21 protein-coding genes are annotated in these 23,122 nt (G+C 72.1%); 7 read left to right on the forward strand and 14 right to left on the reverse strand.

What is annotated here, in order from left to right; genetic code table 11:
• Positions 1 to 4 precede the first annotated feature (4 nt).
• Positions 5 to 1,585, reverse strand: a complete 1,581-nt coding sequence (locus ACQVFL_RS15325; RefSeq protein ID WP_431729836.1) for an amidohydrolase — start codon at positions 1,583 to 1,585, stop codon at positions 5 to 7.
• A 10-nt stretch (positions 1,586 to 1,595) separates the two neighbouring features.
• On the reverse strand, positions 1,596 to 2,684 hold the full coding sequence (locus ACQVFL_RS15330) for a zinc-binding alcohol dehydrogenase (RefSeq protein ID WP_431729692.1): 1,089 nt from the start codon (positions 2,682 to 2,684) through the stop codon (positions 1,596 to 1,598).
• A gap of 131 nt (positions 2,685 to 2,815) precedes the next feature.
• Between ACQVFL_RS15330 and ACQVFL_RS15335 the strand changes: the two genes are divergently transcribed.
• Positions 2,816 to 4,225 (forward strand): KamA family radical SAM protein, encoded by a 1,410-nt coding sequence (locus ACQVFL_RS15335; protein WP_396695528.1) that lies wholly within the window; start codon positions 2,816 to 2,818, stop codon positions 4,223 to 4,225.
• A gap of 102 nt (positions 4,226 to 4,327) precedes the next feature.
• Here ACQVFL_RS15335 and ACQVFL_RS15340 read toward each other — a convergent pair whose 3' ends face one another.
• Together ACQVFL_RS15340 and ACQVFL_RS15345 are read right to left on the reverse strand one after the other, a co-directional pair.
• Positions 4,328 to 4,525, reverse strand: a complete 198-nt coding sequence (locus tag ACQVFL_RS15340; protein ID WP_396695530.1) for a CsbD family protein — start codon at positions 4,523 to 4,525, stop codon at positions 4,328 to 4,330.
• 295 nt (positions 4,526 to 4,820) lie between these two features.
• The gene (locus ACQVFL_RS15345) at positions 4,821 to 6,494 is read right to left on the reverse strand and encodes an ABC-F family ATP-binding cassette domain-containing protein (RefSeq protein ID WP_431729693.1); all 1,674 of its coding nucleotides are present in this window, start codon (positions 6,492 to 6,494) and stop codon (positions 4,821 to 4,823) included.
• Positions 6,495 to 6,689: 195 nt separating this feature from the next.
• Between ACQVFL_RS15345 and ACQVFL_RS15350 the strand changes: the two genes are divergently transcribed.
• On the forward strand, positions 6,690 to 7,301 hold the full coding sequence (locus tag ACQVFL_RS15350; protein WP_396695534.1) for a histidine phosphatase family protein: 612 nt from the start codon (positions 6,690 to 6,692) through the stop codon (positions 7,299 to 7,301).
• Here the strand turns inward: ACQVFL_RS15350 and ACQVFL_RS15355 are convergent.
• The 3 genes from ACQVFL_RS15355 to ACQVFL_RS15365 form a co-directional block, all read right to left on the reverse strand.
• On the reverse strand, positions 7,231 to 7,737 hold the full coding sequence (locus ACQVFL_RS15355) for an Lrp/AsnC family transcriptional regulator (RefSeq protein ID WP_431729694.1): 507 nt from the start codon (positions 7,735 to 7,737) through the stop codon (positions 7,231 to 7,233). The genes ACQVFL_RS15350 and ACQVFL_RS15355 overlap by 71 nt on opposite strands.
• Positions 7,738 to 7,801: 64 nt before the next feature.
• Positions 7,802 to 8,944 carry an acyl-CoA dehydrogenase family protein gene (locus ACQVFL_RS15360; protein WP_431729695.1) on the reverse strand — a complete coding sequence of 381 codons (1,143 nt, stop codon included), beginning with the start codon at positions 8,942 to 8,944 and terminating at the stop codon, positions 7,802 to 7,804.
• Between the two features lie 140 nt (positions 8,945 to 9,084).
• The gene (locus ACQVFL_RS15365; RefSeq protein ID WP_396695540.1) at positions 9,085 to 9,465 is read right to left on the reverse strand and encodes a VOC family protein; all 381 of its coding nucleotides are present in this window, start codon (positions 9,463 to 9,465) and stop codon (positions 9,085 to 9,087) included.
• An 86-nt stretch (positions 9,466 to 9,551) separates the two neighbouring features.
• Here ACQVFL_RS15365 and ACQVFL_RS15370 point away from each other — a divergent pair, with 86 nt between their 5' ends.
• Positions 9,552 to 10,460, forward strand: coding sequence for a 5'-3' exonuclease (locus tag ACQVFL_RS15370; RefSeq protein WP_431729837.1), 909 nt, complete (start codon positions 9,552 to 9,554; stop codon positions 10,458 to 10,460).
• A 17-nt stretch (positions 10,461 to 10,477) separates the two neighbouring features.
• Here the strand turns inward: ACQVFL_RS15370 and ACQVFL_RS15375 are convergent, their stop codons facing one another.
• Together ACQVFL_RS15375 and ACQVFL_RS15380 are read right to left on the reverse strand one after the other, a co-directional pair.
• Positions 10,478 to 11,206: a GntR family transcriptional regulator gene (locus ACQVFL_RS15375; RefSeq protein ID WP_396695542.1), complete on the reverse strand. Its 729-nt coding sequence runs from the start codon at positions 11,204 to 11,206 to the stop codon at positions 10,478 to 10,480.
• A gap of 18 nt (positions 11,207 to 11,224) precedes the next feature.
• Positions 11,225 to 11,767: a UTRA domain-containing protein gene (locus ACQVFL_RS15380; protein ID WP_396695544.1), complete on the reverse strand. Its 543-nt coding sequence runs from the start codon at positions 11,765 to 11,767 to the stop codon at positions 11,225 to 11,227.
• 198 nt (positions 11,768 to 11,965) lie between these two features.
• Between ACQVFL_RS15380 and ACQVFL_RS15385 the strand changes: the two genes are divergently transcribed.
• Positions 11,966 to 12,448, forward strand: coding sequence for a hypothetical protein (locus ACQVFL_RS15385; protein ID WP_431729696.1), 483 nt, complete (start codon positions 11,966 to 11,968; stop codon positions 12,446 to 12,448).
• A 28-nt stretch (positions 12,449 to 12,476) separates the two neighbouring features.
• Here ACQVFL_RS15385 and ACQVFL_RS15390 read toward each other — a convergent pair whose 3' ends face one another.
• The 3 genes from ACQVFL_RS15390 to ACQVFL_RS15400 are packed head-to-tail and all read right to left on the reverse strand — an operon-like array spanning position 12,477 to position 15,594.
• Positions 12,477 to 13,295: a sugar phosphate isomerase/epimerase family protein gene (locus tag ACQVFL_RS15390; RefSeq protein ID WP_396695548.1), complete on the reverse strand. Its 819-nt coding sequence runs from the start codon at positions 13,293 to 13,295 to the stop codon at positions 12,477 to 12,479.
• A complete protein-coding gene (locus ACQVFL_RS15395; RefSeq protein WP_431729697.1) occupies positions 13,292 to 14,446 on the reverse strand; it encodes a dihydrodipicolinate synthase family protein in 1,155 nt (384 codons plus the stop codon). The genes ACQVFL_RS15390 and ACQVFL_RS15395 overlap by 4 nt, the downstream gene beginning before the upstream one ends.
• On the reverse strand, positions 14,443 to 15,594 hold the full coding sequence (locus ACQVFL_RS15400; protein ID WP_431729698.1) for a Gfo/Idh/MocA family protein: 1,152 nt from the start codon (positions 15,592 to 15,594) through the stop codon (positions 14,443 to 14,445). The genes ACQVFL_RS15395 and ACQVFL_RS15400 overlap by 4 nt, the downstream gene beginning before the upstream one ends.
• Before the next feature lie 278 nt (positions 15,595 to 15,872).
• Between ACQVFL_RS15400 and ACQVFL_RS15405 the strand changes: the two genes are divergently transcribed.
• The 3 genes from ACQVFL_RS15405 to ACQVFL_RS15415 are packed head-to-tail and all read left to right on the forward strand — an operon-like array spanning position 15,873 to position 20,691.
• Positions 15,873 to 16,889 carry a LacI family DNA-binding transcriptional regulator gene (locus tag ACQVFL_RS15405; protein WP_431729699.1) on the forward strand — a complete coding sequence of 339 codons (1,017 nt, stop codon included), beginning with the start codon at positions 15,873 to 15,875 and terminating at the stop codon, positions 16,887 to 16,889.
• A 47-nt stretch (positions 16,890 to 16,936) separates the two neighbouring features.
• Positions 16,937 to 19,645, forward strand: a complete 2,709-nt coding sequence (locus tag ACQVFL_RS15410) for a hypothetical protein (RefSeq protein WP_431729700.1) — start codon at positions 16,937 to 16,939, stop codon at positions 19,643 to 19,645.
• A 41-nt stretch (positions 19,646 to 19,686) separates the two neighbouring features.
• Positions 19,687 to 20,691, forward strand: coding sequence for a phosphotransferase (locus ACQVFL_RS15415; protein WP_431729701.1), 1,005 nt, complete (start codon positions 19,687 to 19,689; stop codon positions 20,689 to 20,691).
• 36 nt (positions 20,692 to 20,727) lie between these two features.
• Here the strand turns inward: ACQVFL_RS15415 and ACQVFL_RS15420 are convergent, their stop codons facing one another.
• Entirely contained in the window at positions 20,728 to 22,551 is a 1,824-nt protein-coding gene (locus ACQVFL_RS15420; RefSeq protein WP_396695560.1) for an IucA/IucC family protein, read from the reverse strand.
• Complete coding sequence (locus tag ACQVFL_RS15425) at positions 22,548 to 23,117, reverse strand: GNAT family N-acetyltransferase (RefSeq protein WP_396695862.1); 570 nt, start codon at positions 23,115 to 23,117, stop codon at positions 22,548 to 22,550. The genes ACQVFL_RS15420 and ACQVFL_RS15425 overlap by 4 nt, the downstream gene beginning before the upstream one ends.
• Positions 23,118 to 23,122 lie beyond the last annotated feature (5 nt).

Genomic DNA, 23,122 nt, shown 5'->3' on the forward strand with positions numbered 1-23,122 from the left:
TGCGTCACGACGACCCTTCCTCGTAGATCACCTCACCGCGCAACACCGTCGCCCGGCACACCGGCAACGGCGTCGGATCCTGCACCCCCCGCACCTGCGGATCCTCGGCCTCCAACACCGGCAACCCCCGCGCCACCCCCGCCGGCGACGACCACACCGCGAACGTCGCCGGCGCCCCCAACGCCAACACCCCCTCGCTGTCCCGATGCACCGCCCGCCAACCACCCCGCGTATGCGCCGCGAACGCCGCCCGCACACTCATCCGCTGCACCGGGTTGTGATGCGCCACCGCCGCCCGCACCGAACCCCACGGATCCAACGGCGTCACCGGCGAATCCGACCCGAACGCCAACGACACCCCCACCCCGTGCATCGCCCCCATCGGATTCGACGCCAACGACCGCGCCAACCCCAACCGCGCCTCGTACATCCGACCCGCACCACCCCACAACCGGTCGAACGCCGGCTGCATCGACGCCACCACCCCGAACTCCACGAACCCCGCGATCAACCGCCGATCCACGATCTCCGCATGCTCGATCCGGTGCCGCGCCGCACGCACCCGCTCCGTCCCGAGCTTCTCCGCCGCCCCCGCGAACCCCGCCAACACCGTCGAGATCGCCGCATCCCCGATCGCATGGAACCCGCCCTGCATCCCGTGCGCCGCACAGTCCAACAAGTGATCACGAACCTGCTCCGCCGTCAGATACCCGTGACCACACCCCTCCCCGTCCACGTACGCCGCCGACACGTGCGCCGTCCGCGACCCCAACGCCCCGTCCGCGAACAGATCCCCACCCGCACCCACCGCACCCAACTCCCGCGCCCGCGCCGCACCACCCAACTCACCCCAGTACCCGTACACCTCCGGCACCCCCGCACCCGACAGCGCCAACAGACCCGTGAAGTCCTCCTCGTCCGAGATCTCCGGCCCACCGCACTCGTGCACCGCCGCGATCCCCAACGACGCCGCATGCCGCAACGCCACCCCCTGGGCCGCCACCCGCTGCGCCCGCGACACCGACGCCCGCGCCACCGCCCGCACCACGTGATGCGCGTCCCGCCGCAACCACCCCGACGCGTCGAACCCCGGCGCCGCCACCGCCTCCGGACACGCCGCCAGCAACGCCGACGACACCAGCGCCGAATGAATCGACGCCTGCGACAGATACACCCGCCGCCCACCGGCCGCCCGACCCACCTCCGCCGCCCGACCCACCTCCGCCGCCCCCGGCGGCACCGGCACCGACCACGTCGACTCGTCCCACCCGTGCCCCAACACCACCGCGTCCGCCGGCAACCCCGCCGCGAACACCGACACCGCCTCCAACAACTCTCCCGCCGACCGCACCCCGGACAGATCCAGCCCCGACAACGCCAACCCCGTGTCACTCACGTGCACGTGCGCGTCCACGAACGCCGGCGTCACCAACGCCCCACCCAGATCCACCACCCGGTCCGCGGCCGGCGCGTCCGCCCCGGCACCCAACCAGACGATCCGACCGTCCCGCACCAACAGCGCCGTCGCAGACGGATCCGCCGGGCAGTGCAACACGCCGGCCCGATACAACGTCGAGGGGTTCATCGTCATGACCTCAGTCTGCCGCCAACCGGGCCTCGAAGAGCCCACGCACCCCCGGCACCTCACGCAGCAGACCCAACGCCAACTCCGCGTGCCCCGGCACATACCCGTTACCGACCAGCATCGTCACGTCCGCCGCCAGGCCCTCCGCACCCAACGCCGCCGCCGCGAAACTCGTCGCCATCGAGAAGAACACCACCGTCCCCCCGTCCGCGGTCGCCAACACCGCACCGTGCTCACAGCCCGGCACGTCCACGCAGACCACCGTCACGTCGGCTGGCACCCCCAACGCCGAGGTCACCGCCACCGACAACGCCACCGGATCCCGCGCGTCGGCCACCGCCACCTCGTCGGCCAGGCCCGCCGCCACCAGCGCGTCGCGCTCCGCGACCGTCGGCACCACCCCGACCGTACGACCGGCACCCGCCCGCCGCGCCGCCGCCAACGACAACGAACCGCTCTTGCCCGCACCACCGACCACCGCCACCGCGACCGGCCCGGACCCCGCCCGCTCCGCCACGTACCGCCGCACCACCCGCTCCGTCAACGCCGGTGCCCCACACACGTCCAGCACCGCCAACGACAACTGCGGATCCAGGTCCTCCGGCAGCACCGCCGCGATCGACCGGGCGAACAGGATCGCCCACCCCTCGCACGGCACCTGCTCACTGAGCCCGTCCCACCGCGCCAACCCGTCGGTGACCACCAACGGCGTCAACGTCAACGACACCAGCGACGCCACCCGCTCACCGGCCTTGAGACCCAACGGCGACCGCCGCCCCGCCTGCGCCACCGTGCCGATCAGCATCCCGCCCGACCCGGTCACCGGATTCTGCATCTTGCCCCGCGTCGCGATGATGTCGAGCACCTCGGCGCGCACCGCGTCACCGTCGCCACCGTGCTTGTCGCGCAACTGACGGAAACTCGCCGCGTCCAGGTTCAGCCGCTCGACCGAGATCCGCACCTCGTTCGGGCCGATCTCCGACCGCGCGTCCAACCGCCAGGCCGCCTGCGGCAGCACCCCCGCCGGTTCCACGACACGGTGCAGACCCACTGGTGACGTCACGCCAACCTCCTGTCCGGCCGCCCGAAGCCCCGACATCAACTCGCATGACGGGAAAACTTCCGGCAGAATAATTCCTGTACCGAATATTTTCCAGTAACCTTCGGTCCGCTGACGAACCCGGACCGACCTGCACCCAGGTCGGACGACGCACACCCGCAGGAGGGGCCGTGACCCAGACCCAACCGCCGGTGCAGACCACCCCGGCAACACCCGAGCCGGCCCCCACCACCGCACCCACCGGCCAGCCCTACGAATACCGTCGCCACCGCCTCGTCGAACCCGACTGGACCCGCTTCCCCGGCTGGCGCCACGTCACCCGCGACCAGTGGGAGAGCGCCCAGTGGCAGCGCGTCAACTGCATCAAGAACATCAAGCAACTCCGCGCCCTGCTCGGCGACACCGTCGACGAGAGCTTCTACACCGACCTCGACGCCGACCAACGCGCCCTGGCCACCATGTCCATGCTCGTACCACCCCAAATGATCAACACCATGGTGCCGGACGCCCCACCCACCACCGAGACGCTGCTGGCCGACCCGATCCGGCGTTACATGATCCCCGTCGCCTCGGACCGCCGCACCGACTGGCCCTCCCACCCGTACGCCACCCGCGACTCCCTGCACGAACACGACATGTGGGTCGCCGAGGGCCTCACCCACCGCTACCCCACCAAGGTCCTCGCCGAACTGCTCTCCACCTGCCCGCAGTACTGCGGGCACTGCACCCGCATGGACCTGGTCGGCAACTCCACCCCCGCGGTCGACAAACTGAAACTCACCCTCAAACCCGTCGACCGGTACGACGCCCACATCACCTACCTCAAAGCCCACCCCGGCGTACGCGACGTCGTGGTCTCCGGCGGCGACGTGGCCAACGTCCCGTGGCGCAACCTCGAGTCGTACCTGATGCGCCTGCTGGAGATCGAGACCATCCGCGACATCCGGCTCGCCACCAAGGCGCTCATGGGCCTGCCCCAGCACTGGTTGCAGCCCGACGTCGTGGAGGGGCTGGAGCGGGTCGCCCGCACCGCCGCCCGACGGGGCGTCAACCTGGCCATTCACACCCACGTCAACCACGCCCAGTCGCTCACCCCGCTGGTCGCCAAGGCCACCCAGACCGCGCTCGACGTCGGCGTACGCGACGTCCGCAACCAGGGCGTGCTGATGCGCGGCGTCAACGCCAGCACCACCGACCTGCTCGACCTCTGCTTCGCGCTCCAGGGCGAGGCGGGCATCCTGCCGTACTACTTCTACATGTGCGACATGATCCCCAACGCCGAGCACTGGCGGGTCCCGGTCTGGCACGCCCAGCAGCTCCAGCACGACATCATGGGCTACCTGCCCGGCTACGCCACCCCCCGGATCGTCTGCGACGTGCCCTTCGTCGGCAAGCGCTGGGTACACATGATCACCGAGTACGACCGCGAACGCGGCATCTCCTACTGGACGAAGAACTACCGCACCTCCATCGAGTCCACCGACCTGGAGGCGCTCAACAAGCGGTACGCGTACTACGACCCGATCGACACCCTGCCGGACGCCGGTCGCCAGTGGTGGCAGACCCACCGCGACGACTGACCCGACCCGGCGTCGCCCGGGCGGCACCTCCTCCCCGACCCGTGCCACGCCGCGAAGCGGGCCACCGGAACGATCCGGTGGCCCGCTTCGGCGTACGTGCGGTCACTTCTTGGTGAAGGCGTCCTTGGCGTCGCGGCCGGCGTCCTTGACCTTCTCACCGGCCTGACGGGTACGGGCCTCGGACTGCTCGCTGGCGCCCTCGGCACGCATGCGCTCGTTGTCGGTCATGTCGCCGACGCGCTCCTTGGCGGCGCCGCTCAGTTCCTCGACCTTGTTCTTCGCCTTGTCGGTGAAGCTCATGTCGCCTCCCTGCCTGCCTCGGCGGCGCAGCGATCCGCTGCGCTCCTCACGCTCGTGTCCCCTCACCCGATGATCTGAAACTGTTCTCGGAGCGGTGGTGCTGTGCACATCCGCTAGGGCATCCTAGGAAGCTAGGTGTGGTTGTTTTCGCTGGTCGCGCCCGCCTCGGTGGCCCGGTTGAGCCGTCCGTGCCGTCAGCTCGACAGCGGCCGAACCCGACAGGAGTCGGCGGCCACGAAAGACGCCAACACCCAGGCGTAAACGGCACCGTCAGGTGGAGAGCAGGTGGCGCGCCTCACGGCGACTCCTCGGCGGCTCGTAGCGCCAGGACCGGCCAGTCCGCCAGATCGGTGAGCATCTGACGGTCGTGGGTGGCCACCACCACCGCCGCCGGGGTCTCCCGCAACGCGTCGGTCAACTCGTCCACCAGCAACGCCGAGAGGTGGTTGGTGGGCTCGTCGAGGATCAACAGGTCGGGCAGCTCGGCCAGCCGCAGGGCCAGGTTCAACCGCCGCTGCTGCCCCTGCGACATCCGGCCGACCGGGGTCCGCAGCGCCTCCCGGTCCAGCAGGTGTGTCGCGCCCAGCGGCAGCCGGTCGCCCTCGCGGACCCGCCCTGCGGACTGGAGCCGACCCACGTGCTGGTCGTACAGGTCGCGGGCGAGCGCGGCCGGGGGCCAGGCGGGCACCTCCTGACCCAGGTACGCGACGCGGGCCCGCCCCAGGTGCCGGACCGCGCCGGTGGACGGTTCCAGGTTCTGGGCGAGTACCTCGAGCAGGGTCGACTTGCCGGCCCCGTTCGGCCCGGTCACCAGCAGCCGCTCCCCACCGTCCAGGGTGAGCGTGACCGGCTGGTGCAGCCGCCCGGCCACCGTCACGTCGTCGCAGCGCAACAGCGGCACCCCGGGCCGGGTCCGCAGCTCGGGCCAGCGCAGACGCAGCGGCGGCTCGGGCACGGTGAGCCGGTGGGCGTCGAGATCCTCCTGCCGACGACGCAACGCCTGCACCACCCCGGGCGCCCGGGACTGACGCTGATGCTTACCGTGCCCCTTCTCCGGCCGCCAACCGGTGCTGAGCCGCTGCCGCGCCTCGTTCACCGCCTCGGCCAGCCGCTGGTGTTCGGCCTGCTGGGCCTCGTAGTCGTGCAGCCAGCGTTCCCGCTCGCGGCGACGGCCCTCCTGCCAGCCGGCGTACCCACCGGCGAAGACCCGTGGGCGGCCGTCCTCGCTGGGGTCGAGGTCGAGGAACTCCTCGGCCACGTCACCGAGCAGGGCCCGGTCGTGGCTGACCAGCACCACCCCGCCCGCGTGCTGACGCAGTCGCAGGGTGAGGAAGGCCAGGCTGTCGGCGTCGAGATGGTTGGTCGGCTCGTCCAGCACCAGCAGGTCGTGCCGGGCCCCGAGCAGGCAGGCCAGCCGGACCCGGTAGCGCTGGCCGACCGACAACGTCGACAGCGGGCGCTGCCGGTCCGGGCAGGCGTCCAGCCCGGCCAGTGCCACGTCCACGCGGCGTTCCGCGTCCCAGGCGTCCAGGCGGGTCGCGGCGTCCAGCGCGACGGCGTACGCGGTGTCCGCGCCGGGACGCCCCTCGGCCAGTCCCGTCGCCGCGTCGTCGAGCGCCCGTACCGCCTCCTGGGACTCCCGGATCGCGGCGGCGACCAGGGTGCCCACCGTCTCACCGTGGCGCGCCTCCAGCGCCTGCCGGGCCACGCCGAGCGTGCCCGTCCGTTCCACCGTGCCCTGGTCCGGGGTGAGTTCCCCGATCAGCACCCGGAGCAGGGTCGTCTTGCCCCGGCCGTTCTCGCCGACGACCGCCAGCCGCGAGCGGGCGGAGACGGTCACGCTGACGTCGGACAGCACCACCCGTCCGCCCAGCACCACGCGTACGCCCTCGGCCCGGACATGCGCCCGGTCACCGGCCGGCAGGCCGGGGGTCGCGTCCTGGGTGGGGTTCAGTTCAAGATTGTTCACTCTGCGCTCTTCGGCTCGTCGTGGAGCCGGGCAGCGCGATCAGGCCGCCCGGCGGGAACACCAGGACGGCGAGACAGAGCGGAGCTGGAAGAAGCCGGTCAACCCTGCCGCCGTCAGCGGCCGGACCAGGGCTTCATCGAGAAGGCACAGGAGTACATGCCCACGATCCTATCCGACTCCTGGTTGACTGAGGACATGAGCGAGATCCTGCTCGTCCGGCACGGCGAGACCACCTGGAGCGCGAGCCGCCGGCACACGTCGTACACGGATCTGGAGCTGACGCCCGACGGCGAGCGGCAGGCCCGCGCGCTCGGTCCGGCGCTCGCCGGCCGGCGGTTCGTCGCGGTGCTGAGCAGCCCGCGCCGCCGGGCGCTGCTCACCGCGCAACTGGCCGGGCTGACCGTCACCGGCACCGACGAGGACCTGGCCGAGTGGAACTACGGCGAGTACGAGGGACGGACCACCGCCGAGATCCACGACGAACGGTCCAGTTGGAACGTGTGGACCGACGGGTGCCCCGGCGGGGAGTCGCCGAGCGAGGTCGGCGAACGTCTGGACCGGCTGCTCGCCACGGTGCATCCGCTGCTCGACCGGGGTTCCGTCGCGATCGTCGGGCACGCGCACTCGCTGCGGGTGCTGGGCGCCCGGTGGATCGGTCTGCCGCCGTCGGCCGGTGGGCTGCTCCGGCTGGACACCGCCACCATCAGCGTGCTCGGCCACGAGCACGGCCGACGGGTCATCCTCCGGTGGAACCAGCCGCCTCCCCCGCCGCCCGCGACCGAGGGCGGGTCGGCGGCTCGCCACTGATCTTCGGCGGACGCCCCTCGTACGGGGTGGAGAGCACCACCGTCGTGCGGGTGGTGACGTTCGCCGCGGTCCGGATCTCCTGGAGTACGCGTTCCAGGTCGACCGGACCGGCCACCCGGACCAGCAGCAGATAGAAGTCCTCCCCGGCCACCGAGTAGCACGAGTCGATCTCCGGCAGGTGCGCGAGCCGTTCCGGGGCGTCGTCGGGCTGCGACGGGTCGAACGGCCGGATCGCCACGAACGCGGTCAGCGGCAGGTCGAGCGCCTCGAACGAGACCCGCGCGGTGTAGCCCTTGACCACACCGCGCTGCTCCAGCCGGCGTACCCGCTGGTGCACGGCCGAGACGGACAGGCCGACCTTCTCCGCGAGATCCGTGTACGACTGCCGGCCGTCGGTGGTCAGCGCGGCGACGATGGCCCGGTCGATCTCCTCCACGGCGTGCAACCTACCGGGAAAGACCGGTCGGCGCGACGACGAAACCACCGGAGGGCACGCGCGGTCACTCCTTCGCCAGGGCCCGGGAGATCACCAGACGCTGGATCTGGTTGGTGCCCTCCACGATCTGGAGCACCTTGGCCTCCCGCATGTAGCGCTCCACCGGGTGGTCGGCCACGTATCCGGCGCCGCCGAGCACCTGCACCGCGTCGGTGGTCACCCGCATCGCCATGTCGGTGGCGAAGAGTTTCGCCTTGGCCGCCTCGATCGAGTACGGCCGACCGGCGTCGCGCAGCCGGGCGGCGGCGAGCGTCAACGCCCGCGCGGCGGAGATCTGGGTGGCCAGGTCGGCGAGGGTGAAGCCGAGGCCCTGGAAGTCGATGACGGCGCGGCCGAACTGGCGACGTTCCCGCGCGTAGCCGACCGCGTAGTCCAGCGCCGCCTGGGCCAGACCGACCGCGCAGGCGGCGATGCCGAGGCGGCCGGAGTCCAGGGCGGACATCGCGATGGTGAAGCCGGCGCCCTCGCCACCGATCAGCCGGTCCGCCGACACCCGCGCGTCATCGAACGCGAGTTGCGCCACCGGTGACGACCGCAGTCCCATGGTGCGCTCGGCGGCCTGCGGGTGGAGACCGGGGGTGGACCGGTCGAGCAGCAGGCAGGAGGTGCCCCGCGCGCCGGGTCCGCCGGTACGGCAGAAGACGTTGTAGAAGTCGGCCACCTGGGCGTGGGTGATCCACGCCTTGGTGCCGGTGACCACGTACGCGTCGCCGTCGCGGACCGCCTTCGTGGTCAGCGCGGCGGCGTCCGAGCCGCCCTGCGGTTCGGAGAGGCAGTACGCGCCGAGCAACTCGCCGCCGATCATGTCGGGCAGCAGCTTGCGCTGGGCGTCGTCGCCGAACGTGGCGACCGGGTGGCAGGAGAGCGTGTGCACGCTGACCGCCTCGGCGACCGCCAGCCAGCGGCTCGCCAGGATCTCCAGCACCTGGAGGTAGACCTCGTACGGCTGGGCGGCCCCGCCGTACTCCTCCGGGTAGGGCAGACCGAGCAGACCCGCCCGGCCCAGGGTGCGTAGCAGCTCGCGGGGGAACTCGGCGCGCTGCTCGAACTCGACGGCCTTCGGGGCCAGCTCGCGGTCGGCGAGTTCGGTGGCCAGCTCCAGCAGGTCGTGGGCCTCTTCGGTGGGCAGGATCCGGTCGACAGTCATAGCGTGGTGAGCTCCGTGGGATGGTGGTGAGCCGTCGTACGCCGTGGCAGCTTCTGGCTCCCACCCGCTCAGCTTAACGTTCGTTCGGGTTACGGGCACGGACGGTGCGGTCGTGTCGACGACCCCGACCGGCCTCGTAGTCAGCCCATCAGCCAGAGGCAGAACGGGTGACCGTCCGGGTCCAGGCAGACCCGTACGTCGTCCTGCGGCTGGAACTCGGCCAGCGTGGCACCGCAGGCCAGCGCGTGCTCCAGGGCGGCGTCCAGGTCATCGACCCCGATCTCCAGGTGCATCATCATCTGCTGCCGGTCCGCCTCGGCGGGCCAGGTCGGTCGCACGTACGCCCGCTCGCGCTGGAAGGCCAACGCCAGGCCACCGTCGGCACTGCGCAGCACGACGTCGTCGGCCTCCTCCACCTCGATCTCCCCGCCCAGCAACCGCACGTAGAACCGGGCCAGCGCGGCCGGGTCCGGGCTGTCCAGGTTGACTCCGGTCAGGGCCAGCCGGGTCGGTACGCGCATCGGTCCTCCTCGTCCGGTCGTGCCGTCGACCGCGAACGTCGGTGGGATGTGCCAGGCTGTCGGGCGTGGCACAGCAGACCCCGATCATGCTCGTCGACTCGCCCAGTCTCTACTTCCGGGCCTACTTCGGCATCCCCGAGTCAGCCGCGCGGACCGCCGACGGCCAGCCGGTCAACGCCGTACGCGGATTCCTCGACATGCTCGCCCAACTGGTCCGCACCCGGCGGCCGGGCCGGATGGTGTGCGCGATGGACCACGACTGGCGGCCGGACTGGCGGGTCGCGCTGCTGCCGTCGTACAAGGCGCACCGGGTGGCGCCCGAGGGCGGCGAGGTCGTGCCGGACACCCTCAGCCCGCAGGTGCCGATGATCCTGGACGTGCTCGACGCCTTCGGCATCACCGTGGTCGGCGCGACCGGATACGAGGCCGACGACGTGCTGGGCACCCTCTCGGTCACCCAGCCCGGGCCGGTCGAGGTGGTCTCCGGCGACCGTGACCTGTTCCAGCTCGTCGACGACGCCCGTGGGGTGCGGCTGCTCTACATCGGGCGGGGCGTGGCCAAGCTGGACGACTGCGACGACACGGCGGTCCGGTCCCGCTACGGGGTGGCCGCCGACCGGTACGCCGACTTCGCCGCACTGCGCGGCGACCCCAGCGACGGGCTGCCGGGCGTGGCCGGCGTCGGCGAGAAGACCGCCGCCCGACTCATCGAGCGGTACGGCGACATCGACGGCATCCTGGCCGCCCTGGACGATCCGGCCTCCGGTTTCGCGCCCGGCCTACGCACCAAGCTCGACGCCGCCCGCGACTACCTGGCGGTGGCGCCGAAGGTGGTCCGGGTCGCCCTGGACGTGCCACTACCGCCGCTGCCCACCGAGCTGCCGTCCGCACCGGCCGACCCGGAACGCCTGGTCGAGCTGGCCGAGCGGTGGAACCTGGCCGGCTCCACCCGCCGCCTGGTCGACGCCCTCGCCAACCGCACCACGACGGATTAGCGCTCGGCGCGGCACCGCTACGACGTGCCGTCGACAATGGTCTGCTCGTACCGCAGCTCGTGCAGGTGGCTGCCCTTCACCAGTACCGACACCTCCACGGGTCGACCCGCAGCCGACCGGATCACCCGTAGCTGCCGAAGCACCGGGACGTAACCGGGCAGGTTCAGCGTCTCGATCTCTTCGGTGGTGGGCATCCTGGCCGAGACGTGGTCGCTCATACGCTGCTGAGCATGGCCGATCTCCGCCAGCACCCTCGGCGCTCCACCGGAGATCTTCCGACGCTCGGCCAGTTCGGTTCCCACCGCGATCGAGGACGGGTAGTACGACCACGACAGCTCGACCGGCTCGCCGCGGTGACGCAGGATGCGGTGCCGGAGCACAGCGCGTTCATCGGCGTCGAGTTCCAGTTCCCGCGCCACGTCGGCGGGTGGCACGACCTCCGCGACCCGGAGAAGGTGATAGCTGTAGTCGCCGGTCGACGGCGCGACGTAGGCCATCGCCTCGATCGGTAGTGCTTGCCGATGCCGGACGAACACTCCCTTGCCCACCTCGCTGTGCAGGAGCCCTTCCGCCTTGAGCGCGGCAAGGGCACGTTGCACCGTCGCGGTGGCGGCATCGAACTGCTGGACCAGCGTCGGGATGGACGGCAGGCGAGAGCCCGCAGGCAGATCACCCGACATGATGCGGGCGCGGAGGTCGGCCGCGATCTGCTCGTGGCGAGGTCGCCCGTCGCGTCCGCCGTTCATATGCCGTATCCCAATCCGCTAGTCGAGTGACATCTGATATCGCAGGCGTCGGCCCGCTGGCGTCATCGTCATGACGCTCACCTCGATCGGTACACCCTCGTGAGTGGTCAGCACACGCGTCAGGCCGAGGACCCACTCTCCGTCGGTGAGATCCAGCACCTGCCGTTCGGCAGCCTCGGGCTCCCGCGTGTAGACGTCTTCCGTGGCTTGCTTGGGAACATAGCCCAACTCGGCGAGGAGGCGGATCGCGCCTCCCCGGATCTTGCGTGGTTCGGCGAGCGCGGTGTCGCGGGCGATGGTCACCGGATAGTAGGAGTCGGTCAGCTCCACGGGCTGATCGTCGAGCAAGATGAGCCGACGACGGACGACCGCCGGAGTGCCTTCCTCCACGCCGAGCGCCGCCGCGATCGCCGCAGCCGGGACCACCTCTCCGACGTGCAGCAGGCGTTGCGTGCCGACGCCACCCTGCTGCGCCGCGTCGGCCGCCCAGGCATCGCCGTGCTGGTCGGGGCGTGGTCGGAGATACGGCATCGAGACACTGAGCCAGCCCGCTTCACTCATCTCCCACTCCTACCGCAATCGACCACGCGCCAAGGCTAGAACGTGTCGATCACACCGGCAATCAGTCCTTGTTGCCTTATTCGAAAGGCAGTAAGGTTGTCGCTACCGAGGCAGACCGTTGCGGGCGAGCCGCCGCCGGTCGCAGCCGTGCCCCTGCGACCGGCGGCCCCGCCCACCCTTGCCGGACAGGAGTGGACGATGGGTGTGAGCGGTGGAGTTCCGTTCCGGACAGGCGACGTGGTGCAGGTGGCCGAGCAGCACTACTGCTATGGCCTGGGCTGTCTGACGTTCCGGATCCTGGAGGTCGGGCGGCGGGAGCGACACAGCGACGGACTGTGGATCCACCTTCGCGGCGTCGACCTCGGCGACCCGTCCGGTCCTCGGCAGCGCCGGATCCTGGCCCGCCTCGATGCCGTCCAGCCAACGCCTCCCGGCCCGGTCGCACACATCGCCGCCCGACCGGGCTGGGAATGCCTCGGCTGCGGGCAGGACTGGCCGTGCCCGGACCGACGACGCCGACTGCTGCAACGGTACGACCGCGAGCGGATGACCCTCAGCATCTACCTCGGTGCACAACTCGCGGACGCCTCGGCAGACCTTCCCGACGTACCGCCCGGCGTGCTCTACCGGCGTTTCCTCGGCTGGCTACCCGATCGACACGAAGGCCCCGGAACACTGTGACCGGCATTTCCGGCGGCGGTCCGGGTCGTCAGACCACTTCCCGCAGGTAGCCGTCGATCGCGGCGGCCAGGACGTCCGCGCCGGGACGCGCCCAGACCTCCGCGTTGAAGACCTCCACCTCGATCGGGCCGGTGTAGCCGGCCGCGTCGACCGCCTCGCGCATCCGGCGCAGCTCGATGCAGCCGTCGCCGGGCAGCGCCCGCCCCAGCAGCACGCCCTCGGGCAGCGGGGTGATCCAGTCGCAGACCTGGAACGAGGCGATCCACTCCCCCGCGCGGGCGATCTGGTCGTGGACGGTGTCGTCCCACCACACGTGGTAGGCGTCGACCACCACACCGACCACGCTCGGGTCGAACCGTTCGGCGATGTCGAGCGCCTGCCCGAGGGTGGCGATGACGCATCGGTCGGCGCTGAACATCGGGTGCAGCGGCTCGATGGCGAGTGTCACCCCGGCGGTGTCGGCGTACGGGGCCAGGTCGGCGATGGCGTCGGCCACCCGCGCGCGGGCCCCGTCGATGTCCTTGCTGCCGGGCGGTAGGCCGCCGGAGACCAGCACCAGCACCGGCGCGCCGAGGGCGGCGGCCTCGTCGACGGCGCGCCGGTTCTCGTCCCACCAGTCGTCGGCGGTGAAGAACCCGCCCCGGCACAGTGTGGTGACCGCCAACCCGGCGTCGCGGACCAGCTTGGCGGCGCGGTCCAGGCCGTATTCGGCGACCGGCTCCCGCCACAGGCCGATGCCGGGCACCCCGGCGGCGACGCACCCGGCCACCACGTCGGGCAGCGCCCAGTGCGTGGCGGTGGCCTGGTTGAACGAGAAACGGGCCAGCTCCGGGCGACCGGCGGTCACTGGGCCACCCCCGCCACCTGGAAGAAGGCCCGGGCGCGGGCGGCGGCCTGCTCGGCGTCGGGCAGCAGACCGGCGGCGTCGGCCAGGGTGAGCAGGGTGGCCAGGTGCGCCGGTGACCGGCCGGACTGGAGGCCACCGACCATGGTGAAGTGGTCCTGGTGGCCGGCGAGCCAGGCGAGGAAGACGATGCCGGTCTTGTAATACCAGGTCGGGGCCGCGAACAGGTGCCGGGCCAGCGGCACGGTGGGCGCGAAGATCTCGTCGTACGCGGTCAGGTCGCCCCGGTCGAGGGCGGCGAACGCGGCCGAGGCGGCCGGTGCGATGGCCGCGAAGACGCCCAGCAGCGCGTCGGAGTAGCCGTCCGCGTCGCCCCGGATCAGCTCCGGGTAGTGGAAGTCGTCGCCGGTGTAGAGACGTACGCCCGCCGGGAGTCGGCGGCGCAACGCCACCTCGCGCCCGGCGTCGAGCAGCGACACCTTGATCCCGTCCACCCGGGCGGCGTGCGTCTTGAGCAGCTCCACCACGGTGTCGGCGGCCAGGTCCAGGTCGGTCGAGCCCCAGTAGCCGGTCAACGCCGGGTCGAACATCGGGCCGAGCCAGTGCAGCACCACCGGCCGGTCGGCGGCGGACAGCAGGTCGTCGTACACCCGCAGGTAGTCCTCCGGGCCGCGGGCGGCGGCGGCCAGGTGGCGGCTGCACATCAGCACCGGCACCGCACCGGCGGCCTGCACGTCGTCGAGCTGTTCGCGGTAGGCGGCGGTGACCTCGGCGAGGGTGACCGGTCCGGCCGGCAACTGGTCGGTGGCGACCCCGGCGACGATCCGGCCGTCGGCCGCCCAGGCCTCGGCAGCGCTGCGCCGGATCAGTTCCCGGGTGGCCGGATAGTCCAGGCCCATGCCACGCTGCGCGGTGTCCATCGCCTCGGCCACCCCCAGCCCGTACGACCAGAGGTGGCGACGGAAGGCGAGGGTGCTCTCCCAGTCGACCACAGCGGGCGTACCCGGGGTGTTGTCGGCCTGCGGGTCGGCCACCACGTGCGCGGCGGCGTACGCGATCCGGCTGCGCGGCGGCCCCTCCGGGCGGGGATGTCCGGTCCCACCGGCCAGCCGCAGTCGCCGACCACCGGGCAGGTTCACCTCGGTGGCGCTCACAGCGACAGCTCCGGGATCTCGACGCGGCGACCCTCGCGGGCCGACACCAGGCCCAGTTCGGCCAGTTGCACGCCGCGCGCCCCGGCCAGGAAGTCCCACGGGAACGGCTCGCCGACCGCGACGTGCCGCAGGAACGCCTCCCACTGCACCTTGAAGCCGTTGTCGAACTCCTCGTTGTCCGGCACCTCGGTCCACTGGGCGCGGAAGTCCTCGGTGGCGGGCAGGTCCGGGTTCCACACCGGCTTCGGAGTCACCGCGCGGTGCTGCACCCGGCAGCGACGCAGTCCGGCCACGGCGCTGCCGTGCGTGCCGTCGACCTGGAACTCGACCAGTTCGTCCCGGTGCACCCGGACGCACCAGGAGGAGTTGAGCTGGGCGATCACGCCGCCGGCCAGCTCGAACACGGCGTACGCGGCATCGTCGGCGGTGGCCGCGTACGGGCGGCCCCGCTCGTCGACGCGTTGCGGGATGTGCGTGGCGACGGTGGCCGAGACGCTGCGGACCTCGCCGAAGAGTTCCGCCAGCACGTAGTGCCAGTGCGGGAACATGTCGACCACGATGCCGCCGCCGTCCTCGGCTCGGTAGTTCCAGGAGGGACGTTGGGCGGGTTGCCAGTCGCCCTCGAAGACCCAGTAGCCGAAGTCGCCGCGCACCGACAGCACCTGACCGAAGAAGCCGCCGTCGAGCAGCCGCTTGAGCTTGCGCAGTCCGGGCAGGAAGAGTTTGTCCTGCACCACGCCGGTGCAAATACCGGCGGCGTTCGCGGCGCGGGCCAGGTCCAGGGCGGCGGCGGTGTCCTCGGCGAGGGGCTTCTCGGTGTAGATGTGCTTGCCGGCCTCGATGGCCTGCCGGATCGCCTTCTCCCGCTGCTGGGTGACCTGCGCGTCGAAGTAGATCTCGACGTCGTCGCGGGCCAGCGCCGAGGTCAGGTCGGTGGTCCAGTCGGTCAGACCGTGCCGTTCGGCGATCTCCCGCAGCTTGGCCTCGCTGCGGCCGACCAGCACGAGGTGCGGCCAGAGGGTGGTGCCGTCGGGCAGCCGTACGCCGCCGGCGTCGCGGATGGCCAGCAGGGAGCGCACCAGATGCTGCCGGTATCCCATCCGGCCGGTGACGCCGTTCACGATGATGCCGATCGACCTGCGGGTCATGGGGGGTCCTTCCGTCACACACGCACAGGTAAGCGCTTTCCCGCGTAGCCTAGGCCGGGCCACCGGGCCGAGGCAAGCGCTCTCCCGGCAGCGATACTTCCGGCCCCCACCGCCCACCAACCGGTGCCGGCCACCGTCCCGACACCGTGCGAAGGCACGCTGAGCTGGGCCGCGACCAGCGGTGTGAGCTGCCGGAACCGGCCCCCGAGCGGGAGACCCCGACTGCGGTACGGTGACGCTGGCCGCAGGCGCGCGGCGTGAGCGCAAGGGGGCGGTACGTGGCGACTCTGTCCGATGTGGCCCGGCGGGCCGGCGTCTCCCCCGCCACCGCCTCTCGGGTGATCAACGGCAGCAGCAAGCCGGTCACCGACGAGTTGCGGGAGCGGGTGCTCCAGGCCGTCGCCGAGTTGCAGTACGTACCCAACGCCCACGCCCAACTGCTCGCCCGCTCACACCGGGGCGCGGTGGGCGTGATCGTGCACGACGTCTCCGACCCGTACTTCTCCGAGATCACCCGAGGTCTGCAACGGGTCGCCACCGACCAGGGTCGACTGCTGATGATCTGCAACAGCTACCGCGACCCGGAGCGCGAACTGGAGTACGTCGAACTGCTGCGCGGGCACCAGGTGGCCGCCATCATCCTGGCCGGCTCCGGCTACCACGACGCGGATTTCACCCGCCTGCTCAACGGCAAGCTGGCCGCGTACGAGGCGACCGGCGGGCGGGTCGCGGTGATCGGTCGGCACGAGCACTCCGGCGACGCGGTGATGCCCGACAACCGCAGCGGCGCCCGACTGCTCGGGCAGGAGCTGTGCCGGCTGGGCCACGAGCGGATCGGCGTGGTGGCCGGTCCGCAGGTGCTGACCACCACCACCGACCGGTTGACCGGGCTGCGCGAGGCGCTCACCGCACACGGCCGGGACCTCCCGGAACACCGTGTCCGGTACGCCGAGTTCGACCGCGACGGTGGGGCCGCCGCCACCGCCGCTCTGCTCGACGCGGAACCGGAGCTGACCGCCATCGCGGCGCTCAACGACTCGATGGCGATCGGCGCGTTGGCGTTGCTGCGCTCACGCGGGCTGACGGTGCCCGACCGGGTCACCGTCGTCGGCTTCGACGACATGCCGATGGCCCGGGACGTCACCCCGACGCTGACCACGATCCGGCTGCCGCTGGTGGAGATGGGCGCGCGGGCCATGGCACTGGCCCTGGACCCGGGTGCCGACCGCCCCCGGGTGGAGTCGCTCGCCGCCGAGCTGGTCCGCCGGGACAGTTCCGCCCCGCCACCGGATTGACCGTGGCCGCCGCGATCGGGTTGCGCGGCTGAGATAGACGTAGTGTCATGCGTAGACTCCTGATCTCCGCCGCGCTCGCCGTGGCGATGGTGGCCGGCGCCACCGGGCCGGCGGTGGCTGCTCCTCCGGACAGCCCCGCACACCGGCCCGCCGCCACCGGCTGGTCCATGGCCGGCGGCGAGCTGACCTGGCGTTCGAGCAACCGGGTGCCGGTCGGTGGTGCTGCGGTCGAGTTCTGGTCCGGTGACCGGCGGCTCGGCCGGGCCCGCCCGCACCCGGACGGTCGCACGTTCAGCCTGCCGCTGACCGGGCCGGTCGAGCCCGACCAGCTCAGCGTGCGGGCCGGCGGCAGGCGGCTCGACGGAGCGGCTCCACCGGCCGCCCGCCGGTCCGGTCCGGTCGCCGCCGTACCCGCCCCGCAGCCCGCAGCCGCGGTCGATCCCGGCGTCCCCGGACCCCACGGACATATCACCGGCGAGTACGACCTGCCCGCCGTCACGCTGCCGGACTTCCCGGAGAAGGTCGAGATGCGTGCGGTGGTGGTCGCGCCGCAGGGCGGCACCGGAGCGCGACCGCTCGCGGTGTTCCTGCACGGCCGTCACACGACCTGCTACCAGAGTGGTGCCGACGATCTGTTCCTCCAGTGGCCGTGCCCGGACGGCACCGATCCGATCCCGAGCCACCGGGGCTACCTCCAGGCGCAGCGGCTGCTCGCCTCGCAGGGCTACCTGACCGTCTCCATCTCGGCCAACGGGATCAACGGCCAGGACGGGGCCGTCGAGGACAGCGGCGCCCAGGCCCGCTCCTCGCTGATCCGGCTGCACCTGGCCAAGTGGGCCGACTGGGCCGGCGCCGGACGCGCCACCGCACCGGCGATCGTGCGCGCGGCACCCCGCGCCGACCTGTCCCGGGTGCTCCTGATGGGGCACTCCCGGGGCGGCGAGGGGGTCAACCGCGCCGCGATGGACTCACTCACCCCGCCGCCGGCCGCCGTCGACGGCTACTCGGGCCGGGTCCGCTGGACGGTACGCGGTCTGCTGCTGATCGGTCCGACCATGGCCGGGCACAACCCGGTGCCGGACGTCCCGTCGGCGACGATCCTGCCCGGCTGCGACGGTGACGTCCTCGACCTCGAGGGCCAGATGTTCGTGGACGCGACACGCGGCGTCAGCTCCGGCGGCGCCCTGCACAGCGCGCTCTACGTCATCGGCGCCAACCACAACTACTTCAACACCGAGTGGACGCCCGGACAGGCGGTGGCCCCGTCGTGGGACGACTTCTTCACCGACGACGGTGGACCGGACCCCGTCTGTGATCCCGGCACCCCGACCCGGCTCACCGCCGCGCAGCAGCAGACCGTCGGCGCCACCTACGTCGCCGCCGCCGCACGGCTCTTCGTCGCGGGCGACGACCGGGTCCGACCGCTGCTCGACGGCAGTGGCCGACGCGCCCCCTCGGCCGACCCGGCCCGGGTGCTCAGTCACGCGCTCGGCGGCAACCGCACGCCGGTCCTGACGCCGGACCCGTCGACCACGCTCTCCGGCGGGGCCCGCCTCTGCGACCAGGTCACCGACGATCCGCAGCGGTCCTGCCTCGACCCGGACGACCGTGATGCACAGTTCGCGCACTTCGTGCCGTTCCGCTGGACCGTGCCCGACGTCGACCGGTACGCGGCCGAGCTGACCTGGTCCCGCGCCGGCACCCCGATCCGGCTGACGCCGCCCCGGCCGGTCTCCGTCGCCGGTGCCCGGGAACTGGCACTCCGCGTCATCGTCCCGCCGAACACCACCGACACCCGGTGGGACGTGACCGTGGTCGGCACGGACGGACGGCGTACCCGGCTCGGTGCCGTCCGGGTCGACGGCCTGCCCGGGACCGGGTACACGACCTCGTACTGGGCGCAGGAGGTGCGGGTACCGCTGAAGGGCGCCCCCACCCGGCTCGCCGCGATCGAGATCACCCCGCGCAGCGCGAACGGCCGCGCCTGGCTGCTCGACGCGTGGGGATGGTCGCCGGGCACCCCCGACCCACGCCCGGCCCGCCTGCCCCGCCTCGACGTCGGCACCCTTGAGGTGTCCGAGGGCGACTCCGGCACCCGGACGCACAAGATCCCGGTGTCGTTGACCGGACGCGGCAGCGGCGCGGTACGGCTGTACCTGCTCGACCCGGTGACCCTCGAGACGCGCATCTGGACGGCCACCGTGCGACCCGGTCAGCGCAGCATCCCGGTGCCCGTCGAGGTGCCCGGTGACACGCTGTGGAACTACACCGAGCAGTACACCTTGTCTGTCAAGACGGACCGGGGTGTCGTGGTCGGCGACTACGTCGGTGGACTCGACGTCCGCAACGACGACCCGGTGCCGGTGCTCACCGTCGAGGCCCGCGAGGTACGCGTCGCCGAGGGCGAACTGTTGAGCTGGCGCTTCTCGGCCTCCGAGCCGACCGAGCAGGGGCTGTTCCTGTCCGCCTGGCCGCAGGCGCCCAGCTCCGGACCCGAGCTGTCCACCCTGGACGTGGACCCGGACTGGTTCACCGACCACGCGTACGAGTCGGTGCAGCCGGAACGGCCGCTGTCGCAGACATGGCTGACGCCGTACCTGGTGATTCCGGCCGAGACCGGCGTCGGTGAGGTCATCGTGCCGACGATCGCCGACTCGGTGACCGAGCCGGACGAGTGGATCGAGCTGACCTTCGCCGAGCCCGAGGGCGGGCCGATCGTGGACGTGGTGCTGACCGGAGTGGTGACCGGCGGCTGACCGGCGGCTGACCGGCGGCACCGGACGCATACCCTGGTCCGGTGCCCCCGCTCAGCCCCACCCAACAGGTTCTCACCGCCGACGACGTGACCGACTACGTCCGGGCCTCGTTCGGCCCCGACCGCAAGGTCCGCGACTGCGCGCCGCTGACCGGCGGCGGCTTCGCCACCGTGTGGTGGGTCCACCTCGACGACGACCGCGAAGTCGTGCTCAAGGTGGGCCCGCCGCCCACCGCCCGGCTGCTCCGGTACGAGACCGGGCTGCTCGCCGCCGAGGCCCGCTACTTCCGGCTGGTCGCCACCGGAGCGCCGACGGTGCCGGTACCGACCGTCCTGCACCACGGGGTGCACCCGCGCCTCGGCGAGTGGCTGGTCACCAGCCGGCTGCCCGGCCGCGCCCTGCCCGACCTGGACGTCGACGACGCACCGGCCCGCGCCGACCTGGGCGCGGCGACGGCAGCCGTGCACCGCATCACCGGCGACCGGTTCGGCTACGACGCGGACCGGACCGGCGGGACGACCTGGCGGGCGGCGTTCACGGCGATCATCGAGGACCTGCTCGCCGACGCCGCCGACTGGGACATCGCGCTGCCCGTCCCGCCGCAGCGGTTCCGCACGCTGGTCGCCCGGCACGGTGACCTGCTCGACCAGGTACGCCGACCGGCGCTGCTGCACTTCGACTGTTGGGACGGCAACGTGCTGGCCGCGCCGGACGACACCGGCGCGTACCGGATGTGCGGGCTGGTCGACGGCGAACGGTTCCTCTACGGCGACCCGCTGCTGGACCTGGTCTCACCGCTGCTGTTCCGGCGCGCCGAGGACGAGCCGACGCACCCGTTCCTGCGCGGGTACGCCGAGGCCACCGGCACGCCACTGGTCTTCGACGACGGGGTACGCCGCCGGTTGGCGTTGTACCGGATGCACCTGCACCTGCTGATGACCGTGGAGATGCCCAGCCGGGGCATCACGCCCGACAACGACCCGGGGCGGCACACGATCCTGGCCGACCTGTTGACGCGGGACCTGGCCGACCTGTCCGACGACTGACCCGCCCTGCCACGGTCGGCAGGACGGGTCACCGGCTCACCGCGCGGGCGCGAAGGGGGCCAGCGGGTTGGGCAGGGCGCCGACGAGTTGCAGGGCGGCCGACGGGTCGGACAGGTCGACCATCTGCTGGTTGTCGCGCAGTTGCAGCCGGTTGAGGCAGGACAGCGCGAACTCCGGGGCGAACAGGTCGTACCGGGCCAGCCGGTCGGCCAGGTGCGGCACCTGGTCGGCGTACGCGGTGGCGCAGTCGGCGACCGCCCGCCAGAACGTCTCCTCGTCCACCACGCCCTGCGCGACCAGGGTGGCGCTGAGGAAGCGGAAGAAGCAGTCGAAGACGTCGGTGAAGATGGAGAGCAGCTTCATGTCCTCCGGGATGTCGGCCCGGATGCGCTCCACGGTCGCCGGCAGCTCCGCGTCGGCGCTCATCACCACGATCTCCTCGGCGATGTCCTTGAAGATCACCCGTTCGACCGCGCCGTCGCGCAGCACCAGGATGACGTTCTCGCCGTGCGGCATGAAGGCCAGGTCGTAGGCGTAGAAGGCGTGCAGCAGCGGGGTCAGGTAGGCGTTCAGGTAGCGGCGCAGCCACTCCGTCGGCGCGAGCTTCGAGGCGGCGACGAGTTCGGCGGCGAACGAGCGGCCGTCGGCGTCGACGTGCAGCAGCGACGCCATGGTGGCCAGCCGTTCGTCGGGGGCGAGGCCGGGCACCGGGCTCTCCCGCCAGAGCGCCGCCAGCATCTTGCGGTACGGCGAGTAGCGGTCGGTCGCCGCCTCGTACTGCCGGTGCCGGTAGCCGACGGCGGCCCGCTCCCGCAGGATGGTCAGGCCGGTGGCGCCGAACACCGCGTCCCCGGCGACCAACTCGGCGAGCCAGTCGTTGATCGCCGGAGTGGCCTCCATGTACGCGGCCGACAGCCCCCGCATGAAGCCCATGTTCAGCACCGACAGGGCGGTCTTGACGTAGTGCCGCTGCGGTGCGCTGACGTTGAAGAAGGTCCGGATGGACTGCTGGGCCAGGTATTCGTCCGGCCCCTCGCCGAGGTACACCAGGCGGCGGCGGGCCACCTCACCGGCGAAGGTCACCGACGTCTTGTTCCACCACTGCCACGGGTGCACCGGCATGAGCAGGTAGTCGTCCAGGTCCAGGCCGAGTTCGCGCATCGTGTCGCTGAACCGGTCCAGGGTCGCCTCGCCCAGTTCCGCCCGCAGGAAGCTCGCGTACTCCAGGTCGGCGGCGCAGGTGAAGCGGGCGTGGTCGCGGTGCGCGGCCACCCAGACGAGGCGTACCGGCCGGGCCGCCTCCGGGGCGAACCGGTGGTACTCGTCGACGCCGAAGCCGAGCCGGCCGTTGTTGGCCACGAAGCACGGGTGGCCCTCGGTCATCGACGTCTCGATCACCTGGAAGTCGGCCTCGACCAGCTCGGCGGCGCTCGGCAGCGCGCGGTCCAGCTTGTACGCGGCACCGGCCAGCGTGGAGGTGATCTCCTCCAGGTAGACCGGCAGGATCCGGTCGGCGAGCCCCAACGCGTCGCGCAGTTCCAGACAGAGGTCGACGGCGTCCAGCGGCAGCGACTCGTCACCCCGGTGCCGGGTGATGCTGCCCGGGTCGATGTCCCAGTGCTCCAGCGCCAGCACCCGCGCCGCGAAGCGGTACCGCACCGCGCCGGAGTCGCCGCTCACCGCGTACCACCGGCGGCCGTACGCGTCGGCGGGCCCGGCGCTCGGGTCGACCGGCTCGGGGGTCAGCAGCCGCTCGTGGGTGAACTCCGCGAGGGCCTTGCGCACCAGCAGCCGGTTGACCCGCTCCCAGGTCTGCGGACGCAGGTGCGCGACCGGTGCGGACGAGGCGGGGGTGGTCACGATGACGCTCCTTCGTTACGGGTCGCGGCGACGAACCGCTCCCGGGTGCAGATGCTCAACAGGGCCGTCTTCTCCGGCTTGGCGATCGGGCCGACCACCTCGAACCCGACCGCCGCGTTGAGCGCGTGCACGGCGGTGTTGCGCACGTCCGGCTCGACCACGACCCGACGGGTGGCGGGGTCGGTGAGGAGCCAGGCCAGCACGGTGGTGATCACAGCGGTGGTGAAGCCGTGCACCGGGGTGTCGGTGGGCGCGCAGAGGAAGTGCATGCCCACGTCGCCGGGCTGCGCGTCGTACAGGCCGACCAGCTCCACCCGGGCCGGGTCGTACCGTTCGGCGAGGAACGCCGGCTCGCCGCGCCACAGCCCGAGGTACGCGTCGTGGTGCGGGTGGGCGGCGATCGTGCCGTACTCGGCCGCGACCCGGTCCACGTCGGCGTCCTGCATCATCCAGAACGCCGCCTTCGGGTGGGTGACCCAGCGGTGCAGCAGCGGCGCGTCGGCGGCCACGTCGAGCGTACGCAGGGCGAACTCGCCCAGCCCCGGATCGTGCCGGGTGAACACGATCTCGG

The sequence above is a fragment of the Verrucosispora sp. TAA-831 genome (assembly GCF_050780145.1).
Taxonomy (GTDB): Bacteria; Actinomycetota; Actinomycetes; order Mycobacteriales; family Micromonosporaceae; genus Micromonospora.

Coding starts and splice junctions, on each gene's coding strand:
- ACQVFL_RS15360 (WP_431729695.1), bottom strand. CDS start 8,944: ATGACTGTCGACCGGATCCTGCCCACCGAAGAGGCCCACGACCTGCTG.
- ACQVFL_RS15365 (WP_396695540.1), bottom strand. CDS start 9,465: ATGCGCGTACCGACCCGGCTGGCCCTGACCGGAGTCAACCTGGACAGC.
- ACQVFL_RS15330 (WP_431729692.1), bottom strand. CDS start 2,684: ATGTCGGGGCTTCGGGCGGCCGGACAGGAGGTTGGCGTGACGTCACCA.
- ACQVFL_RS15370 (WP_431729837.1), top strand. CDS start 9,552: ATGCTCGTCGACTCGCCCAGTCTCTACTTCCGGGCCTACTTCGGCATC.
- ACQVFL_RS15350 (WP_396695534.1), top strand. CDS start 6,690: ATGAGCGAGATCCTGCTCGTCCGGCACGGCGAGACCACCTGGAGCGCG.
- ACQVFL_RS15400 (WP_431729698.1), bottom strand. CDS start 15,594: ATGACCCGCAGGTCGATCGGCATCATCGTGAACGGCGTCACCGGCCGG.
- ACQVFL_RS15410 (WP_431729700.1), top strand. CDS start 16,937: ATGCGTAGACTCCTGATCTCCGCCGCGCTCGCCGTGGCGATGGTGGCC.
- ACQVFL_RS15375 (WP_396695542.1), bottom strand. CDS start 11,206: ATGAACGGCGGACGCGACGGGCGACCTCGCCACGAGCAGATCGCGGCC.
- ACQVFL_RS15385 (WP_431729696.1), top strand. CDS start 11,966: ATGGGTGTGAGCGGTGGAGTTCCGTTCCGGACAGGCGACGTGGTGCAG.
- ACQVFL_RS15325 (WP_431729836.1), bottom strand. CDS start 1,585: ATGAACCCCTCGACGTTGTATCGGGCCGGCGTGTTGCACTGCCCGGCG.
- ACQVFL_RS15380 (WP_396695544.1), bottom strand. CDS start 11,767: ATGAGTGAAGCGGGCTGGCTCAGTGTCTCGATGCCGTATCTCCGACCA.
- ACQVFL_RS15340 (WP_396695530.1), bottom strand. CDS start 4,525: ATGAGCTTCACCGACAAGGCGAAGAACAAGGTCGAGGAACTGAGCGGC.